At 62.3% G+C, this 17,447-nt stretch carries 21 protein-coding genes; 14 read left to right on the plus strand and 7 right to left on the minus strand.

Features of this window, described 5'->3' with window-relative positions; translation table 11 throughout:
• Window positions 1-69: 69 nt before the first annotated feature.
• Together AC1DZU_RS23650 and AC1DZU_RS23655 are read left to right on the plus strand one after the other, a co-directional pair.
• Window positions 70-1,770 carry a SulP family inorganic anion transporter gene (locus tag AC1DZU_RS23650; RefSeq protein WP_477288837.1) on the plus strand — a complete coding sequence of 567 codons (1,701 nt, stop codon included), beginning with the start codon at window positions 70-72 and terminating at the stop codon, window positions 1,768-1,770.
• A complete protein-coding gene (locus tag AC1DZU_RS23655; protein WP_477288839.1) occupies window positions 1,767-2,387 on the plus strand; it encodes a ParB-like protein in 621 nt (206 codons plus the stop codon). The genes AC1DZU_RS23650 and AC1DZU_RS23655 overlap by 4 nt, the downstream gene beginning before the upstream one ends.
• Here the strand turns inward: AC1DZU_RS23655 and AC1DZU_RS23660 are convergent.
• Entirely contained in the window at window positions 2,351-3,250 is a 900-nt protein-coding gene (locus tag AC1DZU_RS23660) for a helix-turn-helix transcriptional regulator (protein WP_477288841.1), read from the minus strand. The genes AC1DZU_RS23655 and AC1DZU_RS23660 overlap by 37 nt on opposite strands.
• A gap of 85 nt (window positions 3,251-3,335) precedes the next feature.
• Here AC1DZU_RS23660 and AC1DZU_RS23665 point away from each other — a divergent pair, with 85 nt between their 5' ends.
• The 3 genes from AC1DZU_RS23665 to AC1DZU_RS23675 all read left to right on the plus strand — a co-directional run bounded on the left by AC1DZU_RS23665 (window position 3,336) and on the right by AC1DZU_RS23675 (window position 5,077).
• Complete coding sequence (locus AC1DZU_RS23665; protein ID WP_477288843.1) at window positions 3,336-3,872, plus strand: hypothetical protein; 537 nt, start codon at window positions 3,336-3,338, stop codon at window positions 3,870-3,872.
• A gap of 32 nt (window positions 3,873-3,904) precedes the next feature.
• Entirely contained in the window at window positions 3,905-4,282 is a 378-nt protein-coding gene (locus tag AC1DZU_RS23670; RefSeq protein ID WP_477288844.1) for a VOC family protein, read from the plus strand.
• Between the two features lie 165 nt (window positions 4,283-4,447).
• The gene (locus tag AC1DZU_RS23675; RefSeq protein ID WP_023736559.1) at window positions 4,448-5,077 is read left to right on the plus strand and encodes a MarC family protein; all 630 of its coding nucleotides are present in this window, start codon (window positions 4,448-4,450) and stop codon (window positions 5,075-5,077) included.
• Window positions 5,078-5,102: 25 nt separating this feature from the next.
• On the opposite strand, the gene AC1DZU_RS23680 is transcribed toward AC1DZU_RS23675, so the two are convergent.
• The 3 genes from AC1DZU_RS23680 to AC1DZU_RS23690 are packed head-to-tail and all read right to left on the minus strand — an operon-like array spanning window position 5,103 to window position 6,527.
• Entirely contained in the window at window positions 5,103-5,522 is a 420-nt protein-coding gene (locus tag AC1DZU_RS23680) for an OsmC family protein (RefSeq protein WP_477288847.1), read from the minus strand.
• Between the two features lie 48 nt (window positions 5,523-5,570).
• Window positions 5,571-5,984 carry a DUF2306 domain-containing protein gene (locus tag AC1DZU_RS23685; protein WP_477288849.1) on the minus strand — a complete coding sequence of 138 codons (414 nt, stop codon included), beginning with the start codon at window positions 5,982-5,984 and terminating at the stop codon, window positions 5,571-5,573.
• A 27-nt stretch (window positions 5,985-6,011) separates the two neighbouring features.
• Window positions 6,012-6,527 carry a single-stranded DNA-binding protein gene (locus tag AC1DZU_RS23690; RefSeq protein ID WP_477288851.1) on the minus strand — a complete coding sequence of 172 codons (516 nt, stop codon included), beginning with the start codon at window positions 6,525-6,527 and terminating at the stop codon, window positions 6,012-6,014.
• A gap of 211 nt (window positions 6,528-6,738) precedes the next feature.
• Between AC1DZU_RS23690 and AC1DZU_RS23695 the strand changes: the two genes are divergently transcribed.
• The 9 genes from AC1DZU_RS23695 to AC1DZU_RS23735 all read left to right on the plus strand — a co-directional run bounded on the left by AC1DZU_RS23695 (window position 6,739) and on the right by AC1DZU_RS23735 (window position 15,296).
• The gene (locus AC1DZU_RS23695) at window positions 6,739-7,128 is read left to right on the plus strand and encodes a cupin domain-containing protein (protein ID WP_477288853.1); all 390 of its coding nucleotides are present in this window, start codon (window positions 6,739-6,741) and stop codon (window positions 7,126-7,128) included.
• Between the two features lie 46 nt (window positions 7,129-7,174).
• Window positions 7,175-7,489: an ArsR/SmtB family transcription factor gene (locus AC1DZU_RS23700; RefSeq protein WP_184874045.1), complete on the plus strand. Its 315-nt coding sequence runs from the start codon at window positions 7,175-7,177 to the stop codon at window positions 7,487-7,489.
• A 14-nt stretch (window positions 7,490-7,503) separates the two neighbouring features.
• Window positions 7,504-8,004, plus strand: coding sequence for an SRPBCC family protein (locus tag AC1DZU_RS23705; protein WP_477288855.1), 501 nt, complete (start codon window positions 7,504-7,506; stop codon window positions 8,002-8,004).
• A gap of 26 nt (window positions 8,005-8,030) precedes the next feature.
• Entirely contained in the window at window positions 8,031-8,636 is a 606-nt protein-coding gene (locus AC1DZU_RS23710; protein ID WP_095085064.1) for an ATP-dependent Clp protease proteolytic subunit, read from the plus strand.
• A 77-nt stretch (window positions 8,637-8,713) separates the two neighbouring features.
• Window positions 8,714-9,016, plus strand: a complete 303-nt coding sequence (locus AC1DZU_RS23715) for a hypothetical protein (RefSeq protein ID WP_477288858.1) — start codon at window positions 8,714-8,716, stop codon at window positions 9,014-9,016.
• 698 nt (window positions 9,017-9,714) lie between these two features.
• Entirely contained in the window at window positions 9,715-12,636 is a 2,922-nt protein-coding gene (uvrA, locus tag AC1DZU_RS23720; protein WP_477288860.1) for an excinuclease ABC subunit UvrA, read from the plus strand.
• Between the two features lie 33 nt (window positions 12,637-12,669).
• Window positions 12,670-13,140: a GNAT family N-acetyltransferase gene (locus AC1DZU_RS23725; protein WP_477288862.1), complete on the plus strand. Its 471-nt coding sequence runs from the start codon at window positions 12,670-12,672 to the stop codon at window positions 13,138-13,140.
• A 25-nt stretch (window positions 13,141-13,165) separates the two neighbouring features.
• Entirely contained in the window at window positions 13,166-13,972 is an 807-nt protein-coding gene (locus AC1DZU_RS23730) for a DUF72 domain-containing protein (protein ID WP_477288864.1), read from the plus strand.
• A gap of 175 nt (window positions 13,973-14,147) precedes the next feature.
• On the plus strand, window positions 14,148-15,296 hold the full coding sequence (locus tag AC1DZU_RS23735) for a GGDEF domain-containing protein (RefSeq protein ID WP_477288866.1): 1,149 nt from the start codon (window positions 14,148-14,150) through the stop codon (window positions 15,294-15,296).
• A gap of 80 nt (window positions 15,297-15,376) precedes the next feature.
• Here the strand turns inward: AC1DZU_RS23735 and AC1DZU_RS23740 are convergent, their stop codons facing one another.
• The 3 genes from AC1DZU_RS23740 to urtD form a co-directional block, all read right to left on the minus strand.
• Window positions 15,377-15,553, minus strand: a complete 177-nt coding sequence (locus tag AC1DZU_RS23740) for a hypothetical protein (protein WP_184874033.1) — start codon at window positions 15,551-15,553, stop codon at window positions 15,377-15,379.
• A gap of 380 nt (window positions 15,554-15,933) precedes the next feature.
• Window positions 15,934-16,629, minus strand: coding sequence for an urea ABC transporter ATP-binding subunit UrtE (urtE, locus tag AC1DZU_RS23745; protein WP_477288868.1), 696 nt, complete (start codon window positions 16,627-16,629; stop codon window positions 15,934-15,936).
• 69 nt (window positions 16,630-16,698) lie between these two features.
• The gene (gene urtD, locus AC1DZU_RS23750; RefSeq protein ID WP_477288870.1) at window positions 16,699-17,445 is read right to left on the minus strand and encodes an urea ABC transporter ATP-binding protein UrtD; all 747 of its coding nucleotides are present in this window, start codon (window positions 17,443-17,445) and stop codon (window positions 16,699-16,701) included.
• Between the last annotated feature and the right edge of the window lie 2 nt (window positions 17,446-17,447).

Below are 17,447 nucleotides of genomic sequence, written 5' to 3' on the forward strand. Positions count from 1 at the left end.
GCGGTTTCGCCGCCACCAAGGCAAAAGCCTGCAACGGACCATTTTCCCCAAGCGAAAGCCACGAGCGCGATGAATTGGACCCCTTGGCTGCCTTTGCGAGCCCTGAGCGGTTGGACGCCCAGGGATCTCAACCGCGATCTTGTCGCTGGCCTGACACTGGCAGCGATCGCCATTCCCGAACAGATGGCGACCGCCCGCCTCGGCGGTTTTGCGCCCGAGATCGGCTTCTTCGCTTTTGTCGCCGGTTCGGTGGCGTTCGCCCTGTTCGGTGCCAATCGTCACCTGTCGGCCGGCGCGGATTCAACCATCACGCCTCTGTTTGCCGGCGGCCTCGCCGTGCTCGCCGCATCCGGGTCGCCGCATTATCTGGCATTGGCTTCCGTGCTGGCTTTGATGGTCGGGCTGATCGTGATTCTGAGCGGTCTCTTTCGCCTTGGCTGGGTCGCCGACCTCTTGTCGGTGCCGGTCACGACGGGTTTTCTGGCCGGCATCGCCGTCCATATCATCGCTTCGCAATTGCCGGGACTACTCGGCCTGCCCGCCGAGAACGGTGAATCCTTGCGGCGCTTCGGTGAGATCGCCGGCAGCCTGCATCTCACCAATCCCTGGAGCCTCGGACTCGGCCTCGGCGTGTTCGCAACCGTATTCTGCGCCGAACGCATCAGCGCCCGCATCCCGGGCGCGTTGATCGGCATGGTGCTCGCCACCTCTGCGGTTGCCGTCTTCGGGCTCAAGCATCGCGGCGTCGAGGTGCTCGGCGCCTTGCCCAGTGGCCTGCCAGGGGCCGGCCTGCCGCTAGCCAGCCCCAGCGATGTGCAGGCGCTGGTCCCGCTGGCATTGCTGATCGCCGTCGTCGTCATGGTGCAGACGGCGGCCACCTCCCGCTCCTTCGCGCCGCAACCGGGCGACGCTCCTGACGTCAATCGCGATTTCGTCGGCGTCGGCGCCGGCGGCATCCTATCGGGCCTGTTCGGCGCCTTTGCGGTCAACGCCAGCCCGCCGCGCACGGCAATCGTCTCCCAGTCGGGCGGCCGCTCACAGGTCTCGGGCCTCATTGCCGCGGCCATCGTGCTGGCGGTGGGTGTTTTCGGTGGCGGCCTGCTCGCCAACGTTCCACAGGCCGCCCTTGCCGGTGTTCTGCTGTTCGTCGCCCAGCACATTCTGCGCTGGAAGGTGTTCGCCAATGTCTACCGGCAGGCGCCGGTTGAATTCGCATTGATCCTCATCACCATGGCAGCCATCGTCGTCCTGCCCATCGAGACCGGCGTGGCGATCGGCATCGGCCTGTCGCTGCTGCATGGAATCTGGACCGCAACCCGCACGCAGCTGATCGAACTCGAACAGGTGCCGGGCACTTCGGTGTGGTGGCCACCCAGCGAGCCAGTTGCCGGCAAACAGCTCCCCGGCGTGCTGGTTGCGACATTCCAGGCGCCGCTGTCCTTCGTCAATGCCGACGGCTTCAAGCGCGGCTTTGTCGATCTTGTCGATGCCAGGCGTGAGAGCGTGAAGCTGGTCGTGCTGGAGGCCAGCAACATCGTCGAAATCGACTACACAGCCGCGCAAGCCTTGATCGACACCATCACCCATTGCCGCAAAGCGGGCGCGATCTTTGCCATCGCGCGGATGGAATCGCTGCGCGCCCAGGCGGCGCTGGCACGATTTGGCATCGCCGACCTGATCGGCCCGCAGCGAATATTTCACAGTGTCGATGCCGCCATCAGGACGCTCGCTCCGGACCAGCAGCTGCAACAACAGGACAAAGCCAAATGACCACCCAGCGGGAACCCTTATTGACCCCCGTCGCAGTCAGGGATTTGCGGCCGACGCAGATCACCGTCGGTATGCGCGAAGTCGCCTTGAAACGCCAGATGCTCCGCTCGCAAAGCGCCAGGAAGACCGGCACTTTTCTCGGCACCCACATGGTCCCTGTCGTGCTGGGGCCAAAGAAGCGCAACTACGTGACCGATCACCACCATCTCGCCCGCGCCCTGCTCGATGAAGGCATCGGGGACGTTCTGGTCACGGTGATAAGCGACCTGTCGGAGCTCGACAAGGACGCCTTCTTCTTCGTGCTCGACAATCGTGGCTGGATGCATCCATTCGATGAGAACGGCAGGCGCCGGGGCTACGACGCCATTCCCAAGACCATGGCCGAACTCGTCGACGACCCCTACAGGAGCATGGCCGGTGAACTGCGCCGGCAAGGTGGTTTCGCCAAGGACACCACCCCGTTCAGCGAATTCCTGTGGGCGGACTTTTTGCGCCGGCGCATCGACCGGGATGCGGTGGCGAAGAATTTCGACAAGGCGATGAGGGACGCCGTGAGCCTCGCCAAGGCCAAGGACGCCGACTACCTGCCCGGCTGGTGCGGACCGACATCGGACTGACGCCGCCAGGCCGCAGCGACGGACAAAGCCGGCACAACGCCGCTCGCCCGGCGGGCACGATACTGGCCGGGCGTCTCGCCCATGACGCGTCGAAACCGATGATTGAACGTCGACAGATCGTTGAAGCCTGCATCGAAGGCGATCGCCGAGACCGCATCGTCTGACATGCGCAGCCGCACCGCCGCGCGGTGCAGCCTGGTCTTGAGCAGGAACTGGTAGGGCGTCATGCCCGCGACCTGCCGGAAAATGCGCAGGAAATGATAGGGACTGGTCGCGGTCTCGTCGGCAAGCACCGAAAGCGAAACCGGCCTGTCGGCATCGAGTTCGATCCGCTGCACCGCTTCGGCAACGCGCTTCTGATCGCGGCGGCTTGGCGCGCGCCTGACAGGCGTCGTGCCAGCGACTGTTGCCACAGCGGCCCCCGCAATCCGCAGCCCGAGTTCCTCGAACGCGTCGACGTCGGCCATCTCGCGAGCGGTTTCCGCTTCGGCGAGCAGGGACGCCAGGGCCGGCAAAGGTGGCAGGCGCGGCGCCTCGAAGGCCAGCTTTTTCGCGCCCGGCACGCCAGCCACGATCCGTTCCATGTAGGCCGGCTCGAAATGGAACGAGAGGCAACGGTCGCCGCTGCCATGTTCATGCCCGCATTCGTAGCATGTGGCGGGATTGCCGAGGAGGAGCGCGCCCGGCGCCAGCATCGTCGTGCCTTGTTGCGCACGATAGCGGAACGTGCCGCTGGTCACCGCGGCGACGCAGAAATCCCGATGTGCCTCCTCGAACGGCCGGTCACCGGCGTTGGCCGTGCAGATCACATCCGCCACGTGCCAGCCGGACCCGGATGCGAGAGTATGCGTGGTCGCTGTCATGACTGAAATATAGCAATTTTTCCCAAGCCCAGAACCCCATCACGGCCTACTCCTCGCGGTCTGCTGACAAGAAGAGGCCAATGCCATGTACGACCAATCCTCCTTTGCCGAAGCCTTGCACAGTGCCGGACCAATCGACGGACTTGCTGAAAAACTGAACCTCTATGGCCGTTTTGTCGGCGCCTGGACGTTTGACGCCTCGCGCCATCACGAGGACGGCACGGTGCTGACCGGGAGTGGCGAAGTGCATTTCGGCTGGGTGCTGGAAGGCCGCGCGATCCAGGATGTATGGATCCTGCCCGCGCGGGACGCCGGCCCCTCGCCTTCGCTCGGCAAATGGACGTTCTACGGCACGACATTGCGTCTCTACGACCCCGCCGCCGACGCCTGGCACATCTTCTGGAGCGACCCGCGCAACCAGTATTACAGCCGGCAACTCGGCCGTGCCGAAGGCGACACGATTGTGCAAGTGGGCGCCGATGGCGCCGGCTCCTCGGTGCGCTGGAGCTTTTCGCGGATCACCGAGAATTCCTTCCGCTGGCTCGGCGAGCGCTCGCACGACAATGGCGCGACATGGCGGCTGGAAGTCGAGTTCCTGGCACGCCGAACAGCAACAACCTGACGCGACAAAATACTGTAACAATGGAGAAAAACATGTTCGATCATGTCTCGATCGGTGTTCGCGACACCGCCGCTTCCAAGCGCTTCTACGATGCCGCGCTGAAGCCGCTCGGCTATACCTGTCTCAGCCAGTCACCGGGCTCGTTGGGCTATGGCGCCCAAGGCGTCGCGCTGTGGGTCAACGACGCTGAGCGGCCTGTGCCGTCAGACGAAAAATCCGGCGTGCATTTCTGCTTCGCGGCACCGACGCGGGCCAGCGTCGACGCCTTCCATGCCGGCGCCCTGCGCGAAGGCGGCAGCGACAATGGCGCGCCGGGTCTGCGCGCCGACTATGGCGAAAACTACTACGCCGCCTTTGTCGTCGATCCGGACGGTTATCGCATCGAGGCCTATTGCGGCGCTGCCGACTGAAGCAAGCAATTCCAGGAAAAGCGTGCAATGGCTTTCCGTCCGTAACTGCGTCACGACCGAAGGGTTGTCGAAGTCTTCGGTTTCGTCCCTCTGACGGTTCCCACCGACCGGGCTTTGCTCTACCAATATCATGGTGCGGGCACGGCCCGGCGGGAGGGGTCAGAGATGCCGAGCTTCGACAGCCTGTTCAACGCCTTCGTCACAATTCTCGTGACCATCGATCCGCCTGGCCTGGCGCCGCTGTTCCTGGCCGTGACACGCGGCATGAACCGCGAGGAGCGCCAGCAGGTTTCCGTCCGCGCCTCGATCATCGGTTTTCTGGTGATGGCGCTGTTTGCGGTTGCCGGCGCATCGATCCTGTCGGTGTTCGGCATCACGCTGCCGGCCTTCCGCGTCGCCGGTGGCTTCCTGCTGTTCTTCATCGCTTTCGAAATGGTGTTCGAGCGGCGGCAGGACCGCAAGGAGAAGATCGGCGACGTCGCCATCACCAAGGACATGATCCACAACATCGCCGCCTTCCCGCTGGCGATCCCGCTGATCGCGGGCCCCGGCGCCATTTCGGCGACGGTGCTTTTATCCAGTTCATTCCAGGGGTTCGCCGCGCAGGCGGCGCTGGTCGGCATCATCTTCGTCTGCCTTGCCATCACCTATCTAGTGTTCGTGCTGTCGGAACGTATCGACCGCATCCTCGGCCAGACCGGGCGTTCGATCCTGACCCGGCTGCTCGGCGTCATCCTGGCCGCACTTGCCGTGCAGTTCGTCGCCGACGGCATCAAGGCGCTGATGGCGGGGTAGCTCGCGACGAGCCGCCGAAGCCGCCCTACTTCGCCGTTGTATCGATGACTTCGAAATCGTGGGTAATCGTGGCGGTCTTGGCCAGCATCGCGGAGGCTGAGCAGTATTTTTCGATCGAAAGATCGATCGCCCGTTTGACCTTGTCGCTGGAGAGCGACCGGCCCTTGACGACGAAATGCATGTGGATGCGGGTGAACACCCTGGGCTCGGCCCGGTCGGCGTCGAGCTCGACCACGCAATCCTCGATCGCCTCGCGCCCCTTTTCGAGGATATGCACGACATCGTAGGCCGAACAGCCGCCGGTGCCGATCAGCACCAGTTCCATCGGGCTAGGTCCTGGCGTCTTGCCTTCCGGTCCGAGCGCGGTTCCGAGCACCACCTTGTGGCCGCTGCCGGATTCGCCGACAAATGTCCGCTCCTCGACCCACTTTACGCGTGCTTTCACCTGATATTCCTTCCACTTGGGGTCATCCGCCTCAAGGATTAAATAGGATCATGGTCCGGCTCGCGCGACGCCAAAGACGACATTGTGCATGACCCTGCCCGGCAACAGCGTGAAGATGCCGGCCCCGACCAGCGCAAAAAAATACAGCGCAATCATCGACTTGCGATGCTTGGCGACGCGATGATTGTGCGCGTGCCACACCGCCAGCGGTACGGTGACCAGCACGAGGATCGACAGGAGATGGATCGGACTGAAAGGGCCGACGAGGCGGATCTGATGAATCCAGAAACTCAAGACGGCGATGACCAGCATCAGCGCGGCCCAGACAAAGCCCGCGATGCGATGGCGCCGCGTTCCCTTCGGCAGCACCAACTGCGTGGCCCCTATCGCCAGTGCGGCGAAAGCCGCAAAGGCATGCCAGGGAACCGGAGAAGGGGCGGCAAGCAGCGGTTGCAGCGACATTGCCGCTTCTCCGGTGGCTGATTGTCCTCAGAACGGGATTTCGTCGTCCAGTTCGCGCGACGAACCGCCGCCGCCCTTGGGAGCGGAGCCGCCACGATTGAAGCTTTCGCTCGGGCTGGACTGGCCGAAATCGGAACCACGGCTGCTGCCACCACCGGCATAGCCGCCGACCTGACCGCCCTCACCCTGGCCGCGTGCGTCGAGCATCTGCAGCTCGCCGCGGAATTTCTGCAGCACGACTTCCGTCGTATACTTGTCGTTGCCGGTCTGGTCCTGCCATTTGCGTGTCTGCAACTGGCCCTCGACATAGACCTTCATGCCCTTCTTCAGATATTGCTCGGCCACCTTGGCAAGCTGATCGTTGAAGATGACGACATTGTGCCACTCGGTCTTTTCCTTGCGCTCGCCGGAATTCTTGTCGCGCCAGCTTTCCGACGTCGCAATGCGGATGTTGACGACCGGTTCGCCCGAGTTCAGGCGACGGACTTCCGGGTCCGCACCGAGGTTGCCGACCAGAATGACCTTGTTGACGCTACCCGCCATGATATTTCTCCGCGCTCATCCGAAACAAATTATTGTCGCAGCACCTTACAGGCTGCGGACCATCGCCGCCTGCTATGGCTGGCTTTTCCCACAACGTTTTTGTTCCCTTTTCGTTCTATGATGCCGATGGCTATCTGTCAATGTTTGTCAGCAAGATGTAGTGTTCCAGTCCGAAATTTCCATGAAAACGGGAATGGGTCGGGGCACTCAAATGAACTCCGTCACACATGAGGACCAGCCGCGCGAGCAATGGCGAGCAGGTGTGGAAACGCGTATGCATGTGTCGGCTAGCAACGGTGCATCGCAAATTTGCATATTCGAGCAATGGGTCGAGCCCACGCTCGGTGCCCCAACGCATTGGCATCCCGTCGAGGAAGTGCTGACCGTTATCGTCGGCAGGGCCACGATGTGGATAGACGATGACCACAACGTCCTGACATCGGGCCAGTCTCTCGTTGTTCCCGCGAACAGGAAACACGGGTTCAAGAACGTCGGCACCGGAACGCTTCACATCCACGCTGTGCTTGCGTCGCCAATCTTCGAGGCGACGTTTGATGGACCTGCCGGGGTGGTGAGGCGCTGGCTTCCGACAAACTCGTAAAAACAGCACTTGCCAAATCAATAAGTATCGACTTATGCTTTTTGCCATGATCGAAGCAGAGATTTTCCGGGCTCTTGCCGACCCGACGCGCCGCGCCGTCTTTGAGCGGCTCGCCGCTGGCGAAATGAGCGTCTCGGAACTGCGCAGCGGCATGACCGTCTCGCAACCCGCTGTGTCGCAGCATCTGGCGGTGTTGCGCGGCGCCGGCCTGGTGGTCGAGCGGCGCGCGGGCCGCAACGCATATTACCGCGCCGATCCACAGGGGCTTGCCCCCTTGCTCTCCTGGATCGAACGCTACCGGACCTTCTGGCCGGAGCGCATCGAAAGGCTGAAGGCGGTTTTGAAGGACATGGATCAATGAAGAATATGGGATCAATGACACACCAAAACCACGCGGACACCGAGACCGCGCCTGACGCGATCGAGTTTGAGTGCGACCTGCCGGAGCCGCCGGAAAAGGTGTGGCGGGCGCTGACCGTGCCGGAGCTGCTCGCTGCCTGGATGATGCCGAACGACATCAGCCCCGAGACCGGCAGCCGTTTTGCCTTCGCCGGGCCGGACGCGGCGATCGAATGCGAAGTGCTCGACGCCGAGCCCGAACGGCTGCTGCGCTATTCCTGGCGCGAGCGGCCACAGCCGGGCGATGCCGCGCGGCAGGCTCCACTCGACAGCTCGCTGGACAGCATTGTCACCTTCACACTCGCGCGCACCGTTTCCGGCGGCACGCATCTGCGCATTGTCCATGACGGTTTTGCCCGAACGGCAATGCCTGCTGTTGCCATGGCCGGCGCCGGCTGCAGGCTTTCGTTGGGGTCGCGCAATCCAAGGCAGCCGGTCGCCGCGAACACGCCTTTGCTGTTGCTGCGTGCGGCCTGAACAACGAAACGGACGGAGACGAAACAATGAGCGGCCTTGCCAATCTGGTTCCGATGGTGATCGAGCAATCGAGCCGCGGCGAACGCGCCTTCGACATTTTCTCGCGGCTGCTGCGCGAGCGCATCATCTTCATCAACGGTGAGATCAACGACGACATCTCGGCGCTGGTCTGCGCGCAACTGCTGTCGCTGGAATCGGACAATCCCGACAAGGAGATTTCGCTCTACATCAACTCGCCTGGCGGTGTGGTGACCAGCGGCTTCGCCATCTACGACACCATGCAATACATCAGCTGCCCGGTGTCGACGGTGTGCATGGGCTTTGCCGCCTCGATGGCCTCGTTCCTGTTGATGGCTGGCACGGCCGGGCGTCGCATCTCGCTTCCGAACGCCACCATCCTGCTGCATCAGCCGCTGGGCGGATTCCAGGGTCAAGCCTCCGACATCCAGCGCCACGCCGAGCGCATCGGCCAGACAAAGCGGCATATGGCCGAACTCTACGCGCAGCATTGCGGCCGCACCTATGAAGAGGTCGAGCGCACATTGGACCGCGACCACTTCATGACGGCCCGGGAGGCTCAGGCCTGGGGTCTTGTCGACCATGTTTTCGACACGCGCAAACAGGCTGCGTGAGGCTAGCGCGTTGCAGCTGTCGAAGATTTGACGACGCCGGTCTGGTCGCGTCGTCGACGCGTCACTATAACTTGGCGATGACCGACACTCTTTCGTCCAGAACGTTGTATTGCGTCGTCGCCGTTATCGTGGTCGCTCTTGCCGGCTCCATGAGCGGCACGGCACTTGCCGACGACAGCTCACCAGCGGCGCGCAAAGGCGCCCTGCCCGGCGTGACCAGCGACTATCGCATCGCCAAGCCGGCTCCGCAGCCCGAACCCGACGATGCATTCCCCAGCAATGGGAACGGCCAGTTCAAGATCGGCAACACGGATGTCAGGATTTCCGGCAGCATCGCTGTTGATGTCGGCGCTGGCGCCACCGGGCTGCCGCGCCACTGATATTGCGTACCGGTATAGCGCGTCGCGCATGAAAACGGCCCCGCCGTGCTTTGCGCAAACGGACGGGGCCTTTTTTGGATCTCAAATCCAATTTTTGCCGGGAGTGTACTGCCGGCGTTTGATTTCGGATGCTTCGCGGCGTTCAGCCGTCGATCCGACTAGCAGTCTCTGATTTTTGTGGGATATGGCAGGTCACGGTTTGTCGGGTGGCGAAAACGCTAAACCCTGGCACTTATGCCTGCCGCGGTTCCAGTGACAACTGGAACCCTAGGGGACGATCCGGTGGCGTCATAGCTCCGCTCCTTTGTCCGTTGCGACGTTGTCATCCCGAAGCACAAATCGCGAATGCCTGCGGCGTCTCGCAGACCACCTCTGGGCGGCGAGGCCATCGAAAGACGGCCGGCTTCGTTTGACTTTTTGGAGACTGCTCCCCTGAGTCGGTGGCGTCAACCTTCAATAGCCGGTTACCGAAAAATGTGATCGCAGGGAGGTTACGTACAAGTCAGTTTTTGCACAGCTTTGTCAGGAGCGTGTTCGGCCTTTGTTCTTTCCGCTTGCCCGTTCACGCGAAAGACGGTTAAACGCTTTTGTCGAGAATTGTGGCGTCTCTCGACGTGGCGGCAAAATAACCTACATAGGGGATGGCCGGGAAAACCCGCCATTCCAGGAAATTCCAGATTCTGAGGCGGCGACCGGCGATGGCCGACCATAAATATCTTTCCATTCGCGGGGCGCGCGAACACAATTTGAAGAATGTCGATCTCGACCTGCCGCGTGACAGCCTGATCGTCATGACCGGCCTGTCCGGGTCCGGCAAATCGTCGCTCGCCTTCGACACCATCTACGCCGAAGGCCAGCGCCGCTATGTCGAGAGCCTGTCGGCCTATGCGCGGCAATTCCTCGAAATGATGCAGAAGCCGGACGTCGACCAGATCGACGGTCTGTCGCCAGCCATTTCGATCGAGCAGAAAACGACCTCGAAGAACCCGCGTTCGACCGTCGGCACCGTCACCGAGATCTACGACTACATGCGGCTTCTCTTTGCGCGCGTCGGCATCCCCTATTCGCCGGCCACCGGCCTGCCGATCGAAAGCCAGACGGTCAGCCAAATGGTCGACCGTGTGCTGGCGGTCGAGGAAGGCACCCGCCTGTTCATCCTGGCGCCGATGGTGCGAGGCCGCAAAGGCGAGTACCGCAAGGAATTGCTGGAGCTGCAGAAGAAGGGCTTTCAGCGCGTCAAGGTCGACGGCGTCTTCTATGAAATCGCCGACGTGCCGGCGCTGGACAAGAAGTACAAGCATGACCTCGACGTCGTGGTCGACCGCATCGTCGTGCGCGGCGATCTCGCCACCCGGCTAGCCGATTCCATCGAGACGGCACTGAGGCTCGCCGATGGGCTGGCGGTCGCCGAATTCGCCGACAAGCCGCTCGACGCCAGCCAGACCGGCGAGGATTCGGTCAACAAGTCCAAGAACGAGACGCATGAGCGCATCCTGTTTTCGGAAAAGTTCGCCTGTCCGGTCTCCGGCTTCACCATTCCGGAAATCGAGCCGCGTCTTTTCTCCTTCAACAATCCGTTTGGGGCCTGCCCGACTTGCGACGGTCTCGGCAGCCAGCGCGCAATCGACCCCAATCTGGTCGTTCCCGACGAGAACGTCTCACTGCGCGACGGCGCCGTCAGCCCATGGGCGAAGTCGACCTCGCCCTATTACGCGCAGACGCTGGAAGCGCTGGGCAAGGCCTATGGCTTCAAGCTCGGCGACAAGTTCAGGGATTTGAGCGCGGAAGCCCAGGAAGCCATCCTGCGCGGCACCGGCGAGCGCGAAATCACCTTCCAGTACGATGACGGCCTGCGCTCCTACAAGACCACCAAGACTTTTGAAGGCGTCATCCCCAATCTCGAGCGCCGCTGGAAAGAAACTGAATCCGCATGGATGCGCGAAGAGATCGAGCGCTTCATGTCGGCGACGCCTTGCCCGGTCTGCAAAGGCTATCGGCTGAAGCCGGAGTCACTGGCCGTGAAGATCGGCGGCAAGCATATCGGCGAAGTCACCGAACAGTCGATCCGCAACGCCGACAAGTGGTTCACCGACCTGCCCTCCTCGCTCAACGACAAGCAGAACGAGATCGCCGTGCGCGTCTTGAAGGAGATCCGCGAGCGGCTGCGCTTCCTCAACGATGTCGGGCTCGATTACCTGACGCTGTCGCGCAATTCCGGCACGCTGTCGGGCGGCGAGAGCCAGCGCATTCGCCTGGCTTCGCAGATCGGCTCCGGTCTCACCGGCGTGCTCTATGTGCTTGACGAGCCGTCGATCGGTCTGCACCAGCGCGACAATGCGCGCCTGCTCGACACGCTGAAGCACCTGCGCGACATCGGCAACACGGTGATCGTCGTCGAGCATGACGAGGACGCCATCCTGCATGCCGATTATGTCGTCGACATGGGTCCGGCCGCCGGCATCCATGGCGGCGAGATCATTGCCCAGGGCACGCCGCAGCAGGTGATGGCCAATCCCAATTCGATCACCGGCAAATATCTGTCGGGCGCGCTCGAAGTGGCGACGCCCGGCGTACGGCGCGAGGCGAAGAAAAACCGGCGGCTGAAGATCGTCGGCGCGCGCGGCAACAATCTGAAGAACGTCACCGCCGAAATCCCGCTCGGCACCTTCACCGCCGTCACCGGGGTGTCGGGCGGCGGCAAGTCGACCTTCCTGATCGAGACGCTGTTCAAGGCGGCGTCGCGCCGCATCATGGGCTCACGCGAGCATCCGGCCGACCACGACCGCATCGAGGGCCTCGAATTCCTCGACAAGGTCATCGACATCGACCAGTCGCCGATTGGGCGCACACCGCGTTCCAACCCCGCCACCTACACCGGTGCCTTCACGCCGATCCGCGACTGGTTCGCGGGCCTGCCGGAAGCCAAGGCGCGCGGCTACCAGCCCGGACGTTTCTCTTTCAACGTCAAGGGCGGCCGCTGCGAGGCCTGCCAGGGCGACGGCGTCATCAAGATCGAGATGCACTTCTTGCCCGACGTCTACGTCACCTGCGACGTCTGCCACGGCAAGCGCTACAACCGCGAGACGCTCGATGTCCTGTTCAAGGGCAAGTCGATCGCCGACGTGCTCGACATGACGGTCGAGGAAGGCGTCGATTTCTTCGCCGCCGTGCCTGGCGTGCGCGACAAGCTCGACACGTTGAAGCAGGTCGGCCTCGGCTATATCCATATCGGCCAGCAGGCGACGACGCTGTCGGGCGGCGAAGCGCAACGCATCAAGCTCGCCAAGGAACTGTCGCGCAAGGCGACCGGCAAGACGCTCTATATCCTGGACGAGCCGACCACCGGCCTGCACTTCCACGATGTCGCCAAGCTCCTGGAAGTGCTGCACGAACTGGTCGACCAGGGCAACACGGTGGTGGTCATCGAGCACAATCTCGAGGTGATAAAAACCGCCGACTGGGTGCTCGACCTCGGCCCCGAGGGGGGCGACGGAGGCGGCGAACTGGTGGCGTCCGGCACGCCGGAAACGATCGTGCGTGAAAAGCGCAGCTACACCGGCCAGTTCCTCAAGGAGCTGCTGGAGCGGCGCCCCGGAGGCAAGCGCGAAGCGGCGGAGTGATAGCGAACCAGTCGGCGCTTGGAGAGCATTTGAATGACAATCCGAAGAGCGCTTCCTGGTGATCTCGAAACGGTCGTCTCGCTGACGGAAGCCGCCTACGCGCCCTATTCCGCGCTGTTCGGCGCGCCGCCGATCCCTGTTACCGAGGACTACGCGCCGAGGATCGAACGCGGCGAGGTCTGGCTTCTGGAGCGTGACGGCGAGCTTGCCGGTCTGCTCACTTTGGAACGTCATGACGACTACGCGATGATCTTCTCCGTCGCCGTCGCGCCAGGATTTCAGGGCAAGGGCCTTGGCATCGCCCTGCTCAAACACGCGGATGACCAGACCCGCCTGTGGGGCTTGCCCGAGCTGCGGCTCTACACCAATGCCAAAATGGAGCGGAACATCGCGCTCTATCTTGCCTATGGTTTCCACGAAACGGGTCGCCGGCCCAATCCATACCGGCCAGGATGGGTGCTCGTCGACATGGCGAAGCCGGTCGACAAGATCACGACGGGCTGACTTTTTTGAATTCGGGAGGATGGCAATGAGCAAATCGGGAACAATCCGCTCCGGCATGGGCGGCTGGACGTTCGAACCCTGGGATACGTCCTTTTATCCCGAAAAGCTCTCCAAGGCCAAGCAACTGCAATATGCCAGCCGGCAGGTGTCGAGCATCGAGGTCAACGGCACCTATTATTCCAGCTTCAAGGAGCCGACCTTCGTCAAATGGGCGAGCGAAGCGCCAGACGGTTTCGTCTATTCGCTCAAGGGCAACCGCTTCGTCACCAACCGGCGCGTGCTCGGCGAGGCCGGTGAATCGATGATGCGCTTCCTCGGCTCGGGCGTGACGGCGCTCGGCGAAAAGCTCGGACCGATCCTGTGGCAGTTTGCGCCCACGAAAAAGTTCGATCCGGACGATTTCGAGGCCTTCCTCAAGCTACTCCCGGAGAAGCAGGACGGCGTTGCGCTACGCCACGCGATCGAGGTGCGCAACGACAGTTTCATCGTGCCGGAATTCGCGGCGCTGGTGCGCAAATACAAAGCGGCGATCGTCTATGCCGACCACGCCAAGTATCCGGCGATCGCCGACGTCACTGGCGATTTCATTTATGCCCGGCTGCAGACCGGCAGCGACGACAATCCCGATTGCTACACGCCGAAAGGCCTGGATGAATGGGCCGAGCGCGCCAGGACCTGGGCGGAAGGCAAGGTGCCGGCCGACCTGCCGCGCGCCGATCCCTCGACCGAAGCGCCGGTCAAACCGCGCGACGTGTTCGTCTACTTCATCACCGAGGGCAAAGTGCGCGCACCGTTCGGCGCCATGGCGCTTTTGAAGCGGGTGGCCGACTAAGAACATCGGCATAAGACTTTCACGCCAAGCGCCTCTCCTATGCGTTTTGGCGCTGCAAGGCGTCCAATCGTGGCAATTTCGGCACCTTCGTAACCTTATCGATACCTCCTTGCTGCATGAATCCAGCCTGGCCAAGCCGCAGAGCTGGGATCGCCGCCGGCAAGGAACGAGGGGCATGTCGCTCGACTACACTTCACTTCTGCTGGCTGTTGGTTTTTCCGCCACCTGTCTGGGCCTGACACTGTTTGGCATGTGGTTGACTGCCCGCTCGGAGAAATTCCTGCTGACATGGGCGGTCAGCCTGCTGTTAGTGGTCGCCGACATTTTTGCCTATGACGCCTATATCGACATGCCCGGGCGCCTGCTCGGCATTGCGACCCTTGCCCTTCTCCTGCTTGGTTTTTCAGCCATGCTGGGCGCGGCCTACCAGTTCAGAACCGGCGGCTCGCCGATCCCGCGAACGGTGTTTGGCAGCATTTCGCTGGCCGTTGCGCTGCCTGCCATGGCTCTCGGCTATGACGGTCTCGGCTTCATGTTCGAGAACCTGTTCGCCGCGTTGCTTCTGTTCGCAACGGCGTTCGAATACTGGAAGGGTCGCAACGAAGCCCCTGCCCTGACAATCGGCATCACCGCACTCTATTCGGCCACAGCCGCGTCCTTCGCTCTCTGTGCCATGGTTCTCGCCTGGGACGGAAAGCTGATACTTGGGCATGCACCAAGCAATTGGGCCGAGGAGTTGAGTCTCATCATCGTCATCGCCAGCATGACCGGCATTGGCGCGCTGTCATTGGCACTCAATCAAGGGCGTCTGGCTAGGCATCATCGCCACAATGCCCTGACCGACCCGCTGACGGGCCTGCTCAACCGGCGCGCGCTGTTCGACCTGCATGGCAATGCCCCGGTTGGCGCCTTCACCGCTGTGGTTGTGTTCGACCTCGACGGCTTCAAGGCCATCAACGACGAATTCGGGCACGCCGCGGGCGACGAGGTGCTGAGGGTGTTTGCCAGGGAACTCGCCGGCAATCTTCGCCCGACCGACGTTGCCGCGCGCATGGGCGGCGAGGAATTCGCGCTGGTGCTGAAGCGGACCTTGCCCGAAACGGTGGAGGCCACCGCCGAGGCCATACGGGCTGCCTTCGCCGCGTGTCGCATCGAGACCGAGACGGGGTCCCTGGTATGCACGGTCAGTGCCGGATTTGCTTTCGGCACCAAGGAGGGCCTCAGCTTCGACAAGGTGCTCAGCGCCGCCGACAACGCGCTCTACGCCGCCAAGCGCGGCGGCCGCAACCGCGTCACCGCCTCGCCAATTCGGCGCGTGGGTTAGCTGCGATCCTGATATGTCGACCGTATTGTCGGGACAGTCTTGCCTGTTTTTCGGCAAGACCATCGTGAGTGAAGGCAGCCCTATGCCGCCATGACGATTTCGTTGAAAGCATCGAGATCGACATAGAAGACCTTGGTGATTTCCTCGATCAGTTCGTCACGATCGTACCCCTGGGACCTCAATATGTTGATGGCTGTCATGATGTCGACGCGCTCGGTTAGCCGCCGCTTCTGGTAGTCCTCGACGTAACGTTCCATGGCTGTCCCTTAGCCTGTGTGCCCAAACGCGTTGAACGACAATCAGATCGCAGGAGGGAAGCTAGGAATGCATGCTTGCGTGGAACTTGCCCGGCCTTCGCCGCGCCCCTCGACCTGCGATAAAGCCAGACTGATACGGAAAACGGCCGACTCACAAAAGCCAAGAAAAGACTAGCACGCAGCCGCTGCTACGCCAGAGACACGGATGACTGGATCGATGAAATATTGGACTTGCGAAAGACTTCGGACCGTCACCTGAAGTCCAGTGCTGATTCTAGCGCATGTCGCCCAAAAGTGCGCAGCGGTTTTTTGGGGCAACGACATGCACAAAAACACAGATCTAAAACGCGTCGTTTGAATCCGTCTGGATGCGACGCGCTTTAGACGGTCAGGAATTTGCGGACATCCGCCCTGTCGAGATCTTCCGCCGGGCCGGTGTGGACGATCAGGCCGCGGTCCATGATGTTGACCTCGTCTGCGAGCTCGCGGCAGAAATCGAGATATTGTTCGACCAAAAGCACGGCAATGCCCGCCTGGTCGCGCAGATAGCGGATGGCGCGGCCGATATCCTTGATGATCGACGGCTGGATCCCTTCCGTCGGTTCGTCGAGCACCAGCAGCTTCGGCCGCATCACCAGCGCCCTGCCGATGGCGAGCTGCTGCTGCTGGCCACCGGAAAGGTCGCCGCCACGGCGACCGAGCATCTGCTTCAGCACCGGGAACAGCTCGAAGACATGGGCGGGCACGTTGCGGTCGGCACGCTTCAGCGGCGCGAAGCCCGATTCCAGGTTTTCCCGCACCGTGAGCAGCGGAAAGATCTCCCTGCCCTGCGGTACGAATGCGATGCCCGACCGGGCGCGGTCATACGCCGCGCTCCGGTCGAGCGCCTTCCCCTCGAAGGCAACGCTTCCGCTCGTCAGCCGATGGTGGCCGACGATCGATCTCATCAAACTGGTCTTGCCGACGCCGTTGCGGCCGAGCACGCAGGTGATCTTGCCGGCACCTGCCTTCAGCGACACGCCACGCAGCGCCTGAGCGGCGCCGTAGTGGAGCGTGGCGTCAGAAACTTCGAGCATGTCAGCGCCTTCTCCAGAACCGCAGGAAATCCAGATCGAAGCTATGGAATTGAACCCGCCAGACCATGCTCATCTCCCCAGATAGACTTCGACGACGCGCTCGTCGGCAGACACGAAATCGAGCGTGCCCTCGGACAGCACCGAGCCTTCGTGCAGGCAGGTGACCTTGACGCCCAGCTCGCGCACGAAATGCATGTCATGCTCGACGACGATGACCGAATGGTCGCGCGCGATCTCCTTGAGCAGCCGCGCGGTTTCCTCGGTCTCTGCATCGGTCATGCCGGCGACCGGCTCGTCGACCAGCAGCAGCTTCGGGTCCTGAGCGAGCAGCATGCCGATCTCCAGCCACTGCTTTTGTCCATGGCTCAAATTTGCCGCCAGTTGGTCGCGTTTGTCGCCGAGCCGGATGATGCCGAGAATGTCGTCGATCTGCCGCGCTTCGACGGTCGAGCGGCGATGGAACAGCGCCGGGAAGATCGAGCGCGGCCCCTTCAGCGCCAACATCAGATTCTCCTCGATCGTGTGGTTTTCGAAAACCGTCGGCTTCTGGAATTTGCGGCCGATGCCCATCATGGCGATCTCGGCTTCATCATGCCTGGTCAGGTCGATCTGGCCATCGAAAAACACCTCGCCTTCGTCGGGCCGCGTCTTGCCGGTGACGATGTCCATCATCGTCGTCTTGCCGGCCCCGTTAGGGCCGATGATGGCGCGCATCTCGCCCTTGTCGAGCACCAGCGACAAATTGTTGATCGCGCGAAAGCCGTCAAAGGACACCGAGACGCCGTCGAGATAGAGGATCGTGTGCGACTTGCTCATGA

The sequence above is a fragment of the Mesorhizobium sp. P2_A12 genome (genome assembly GCF_056405075.1).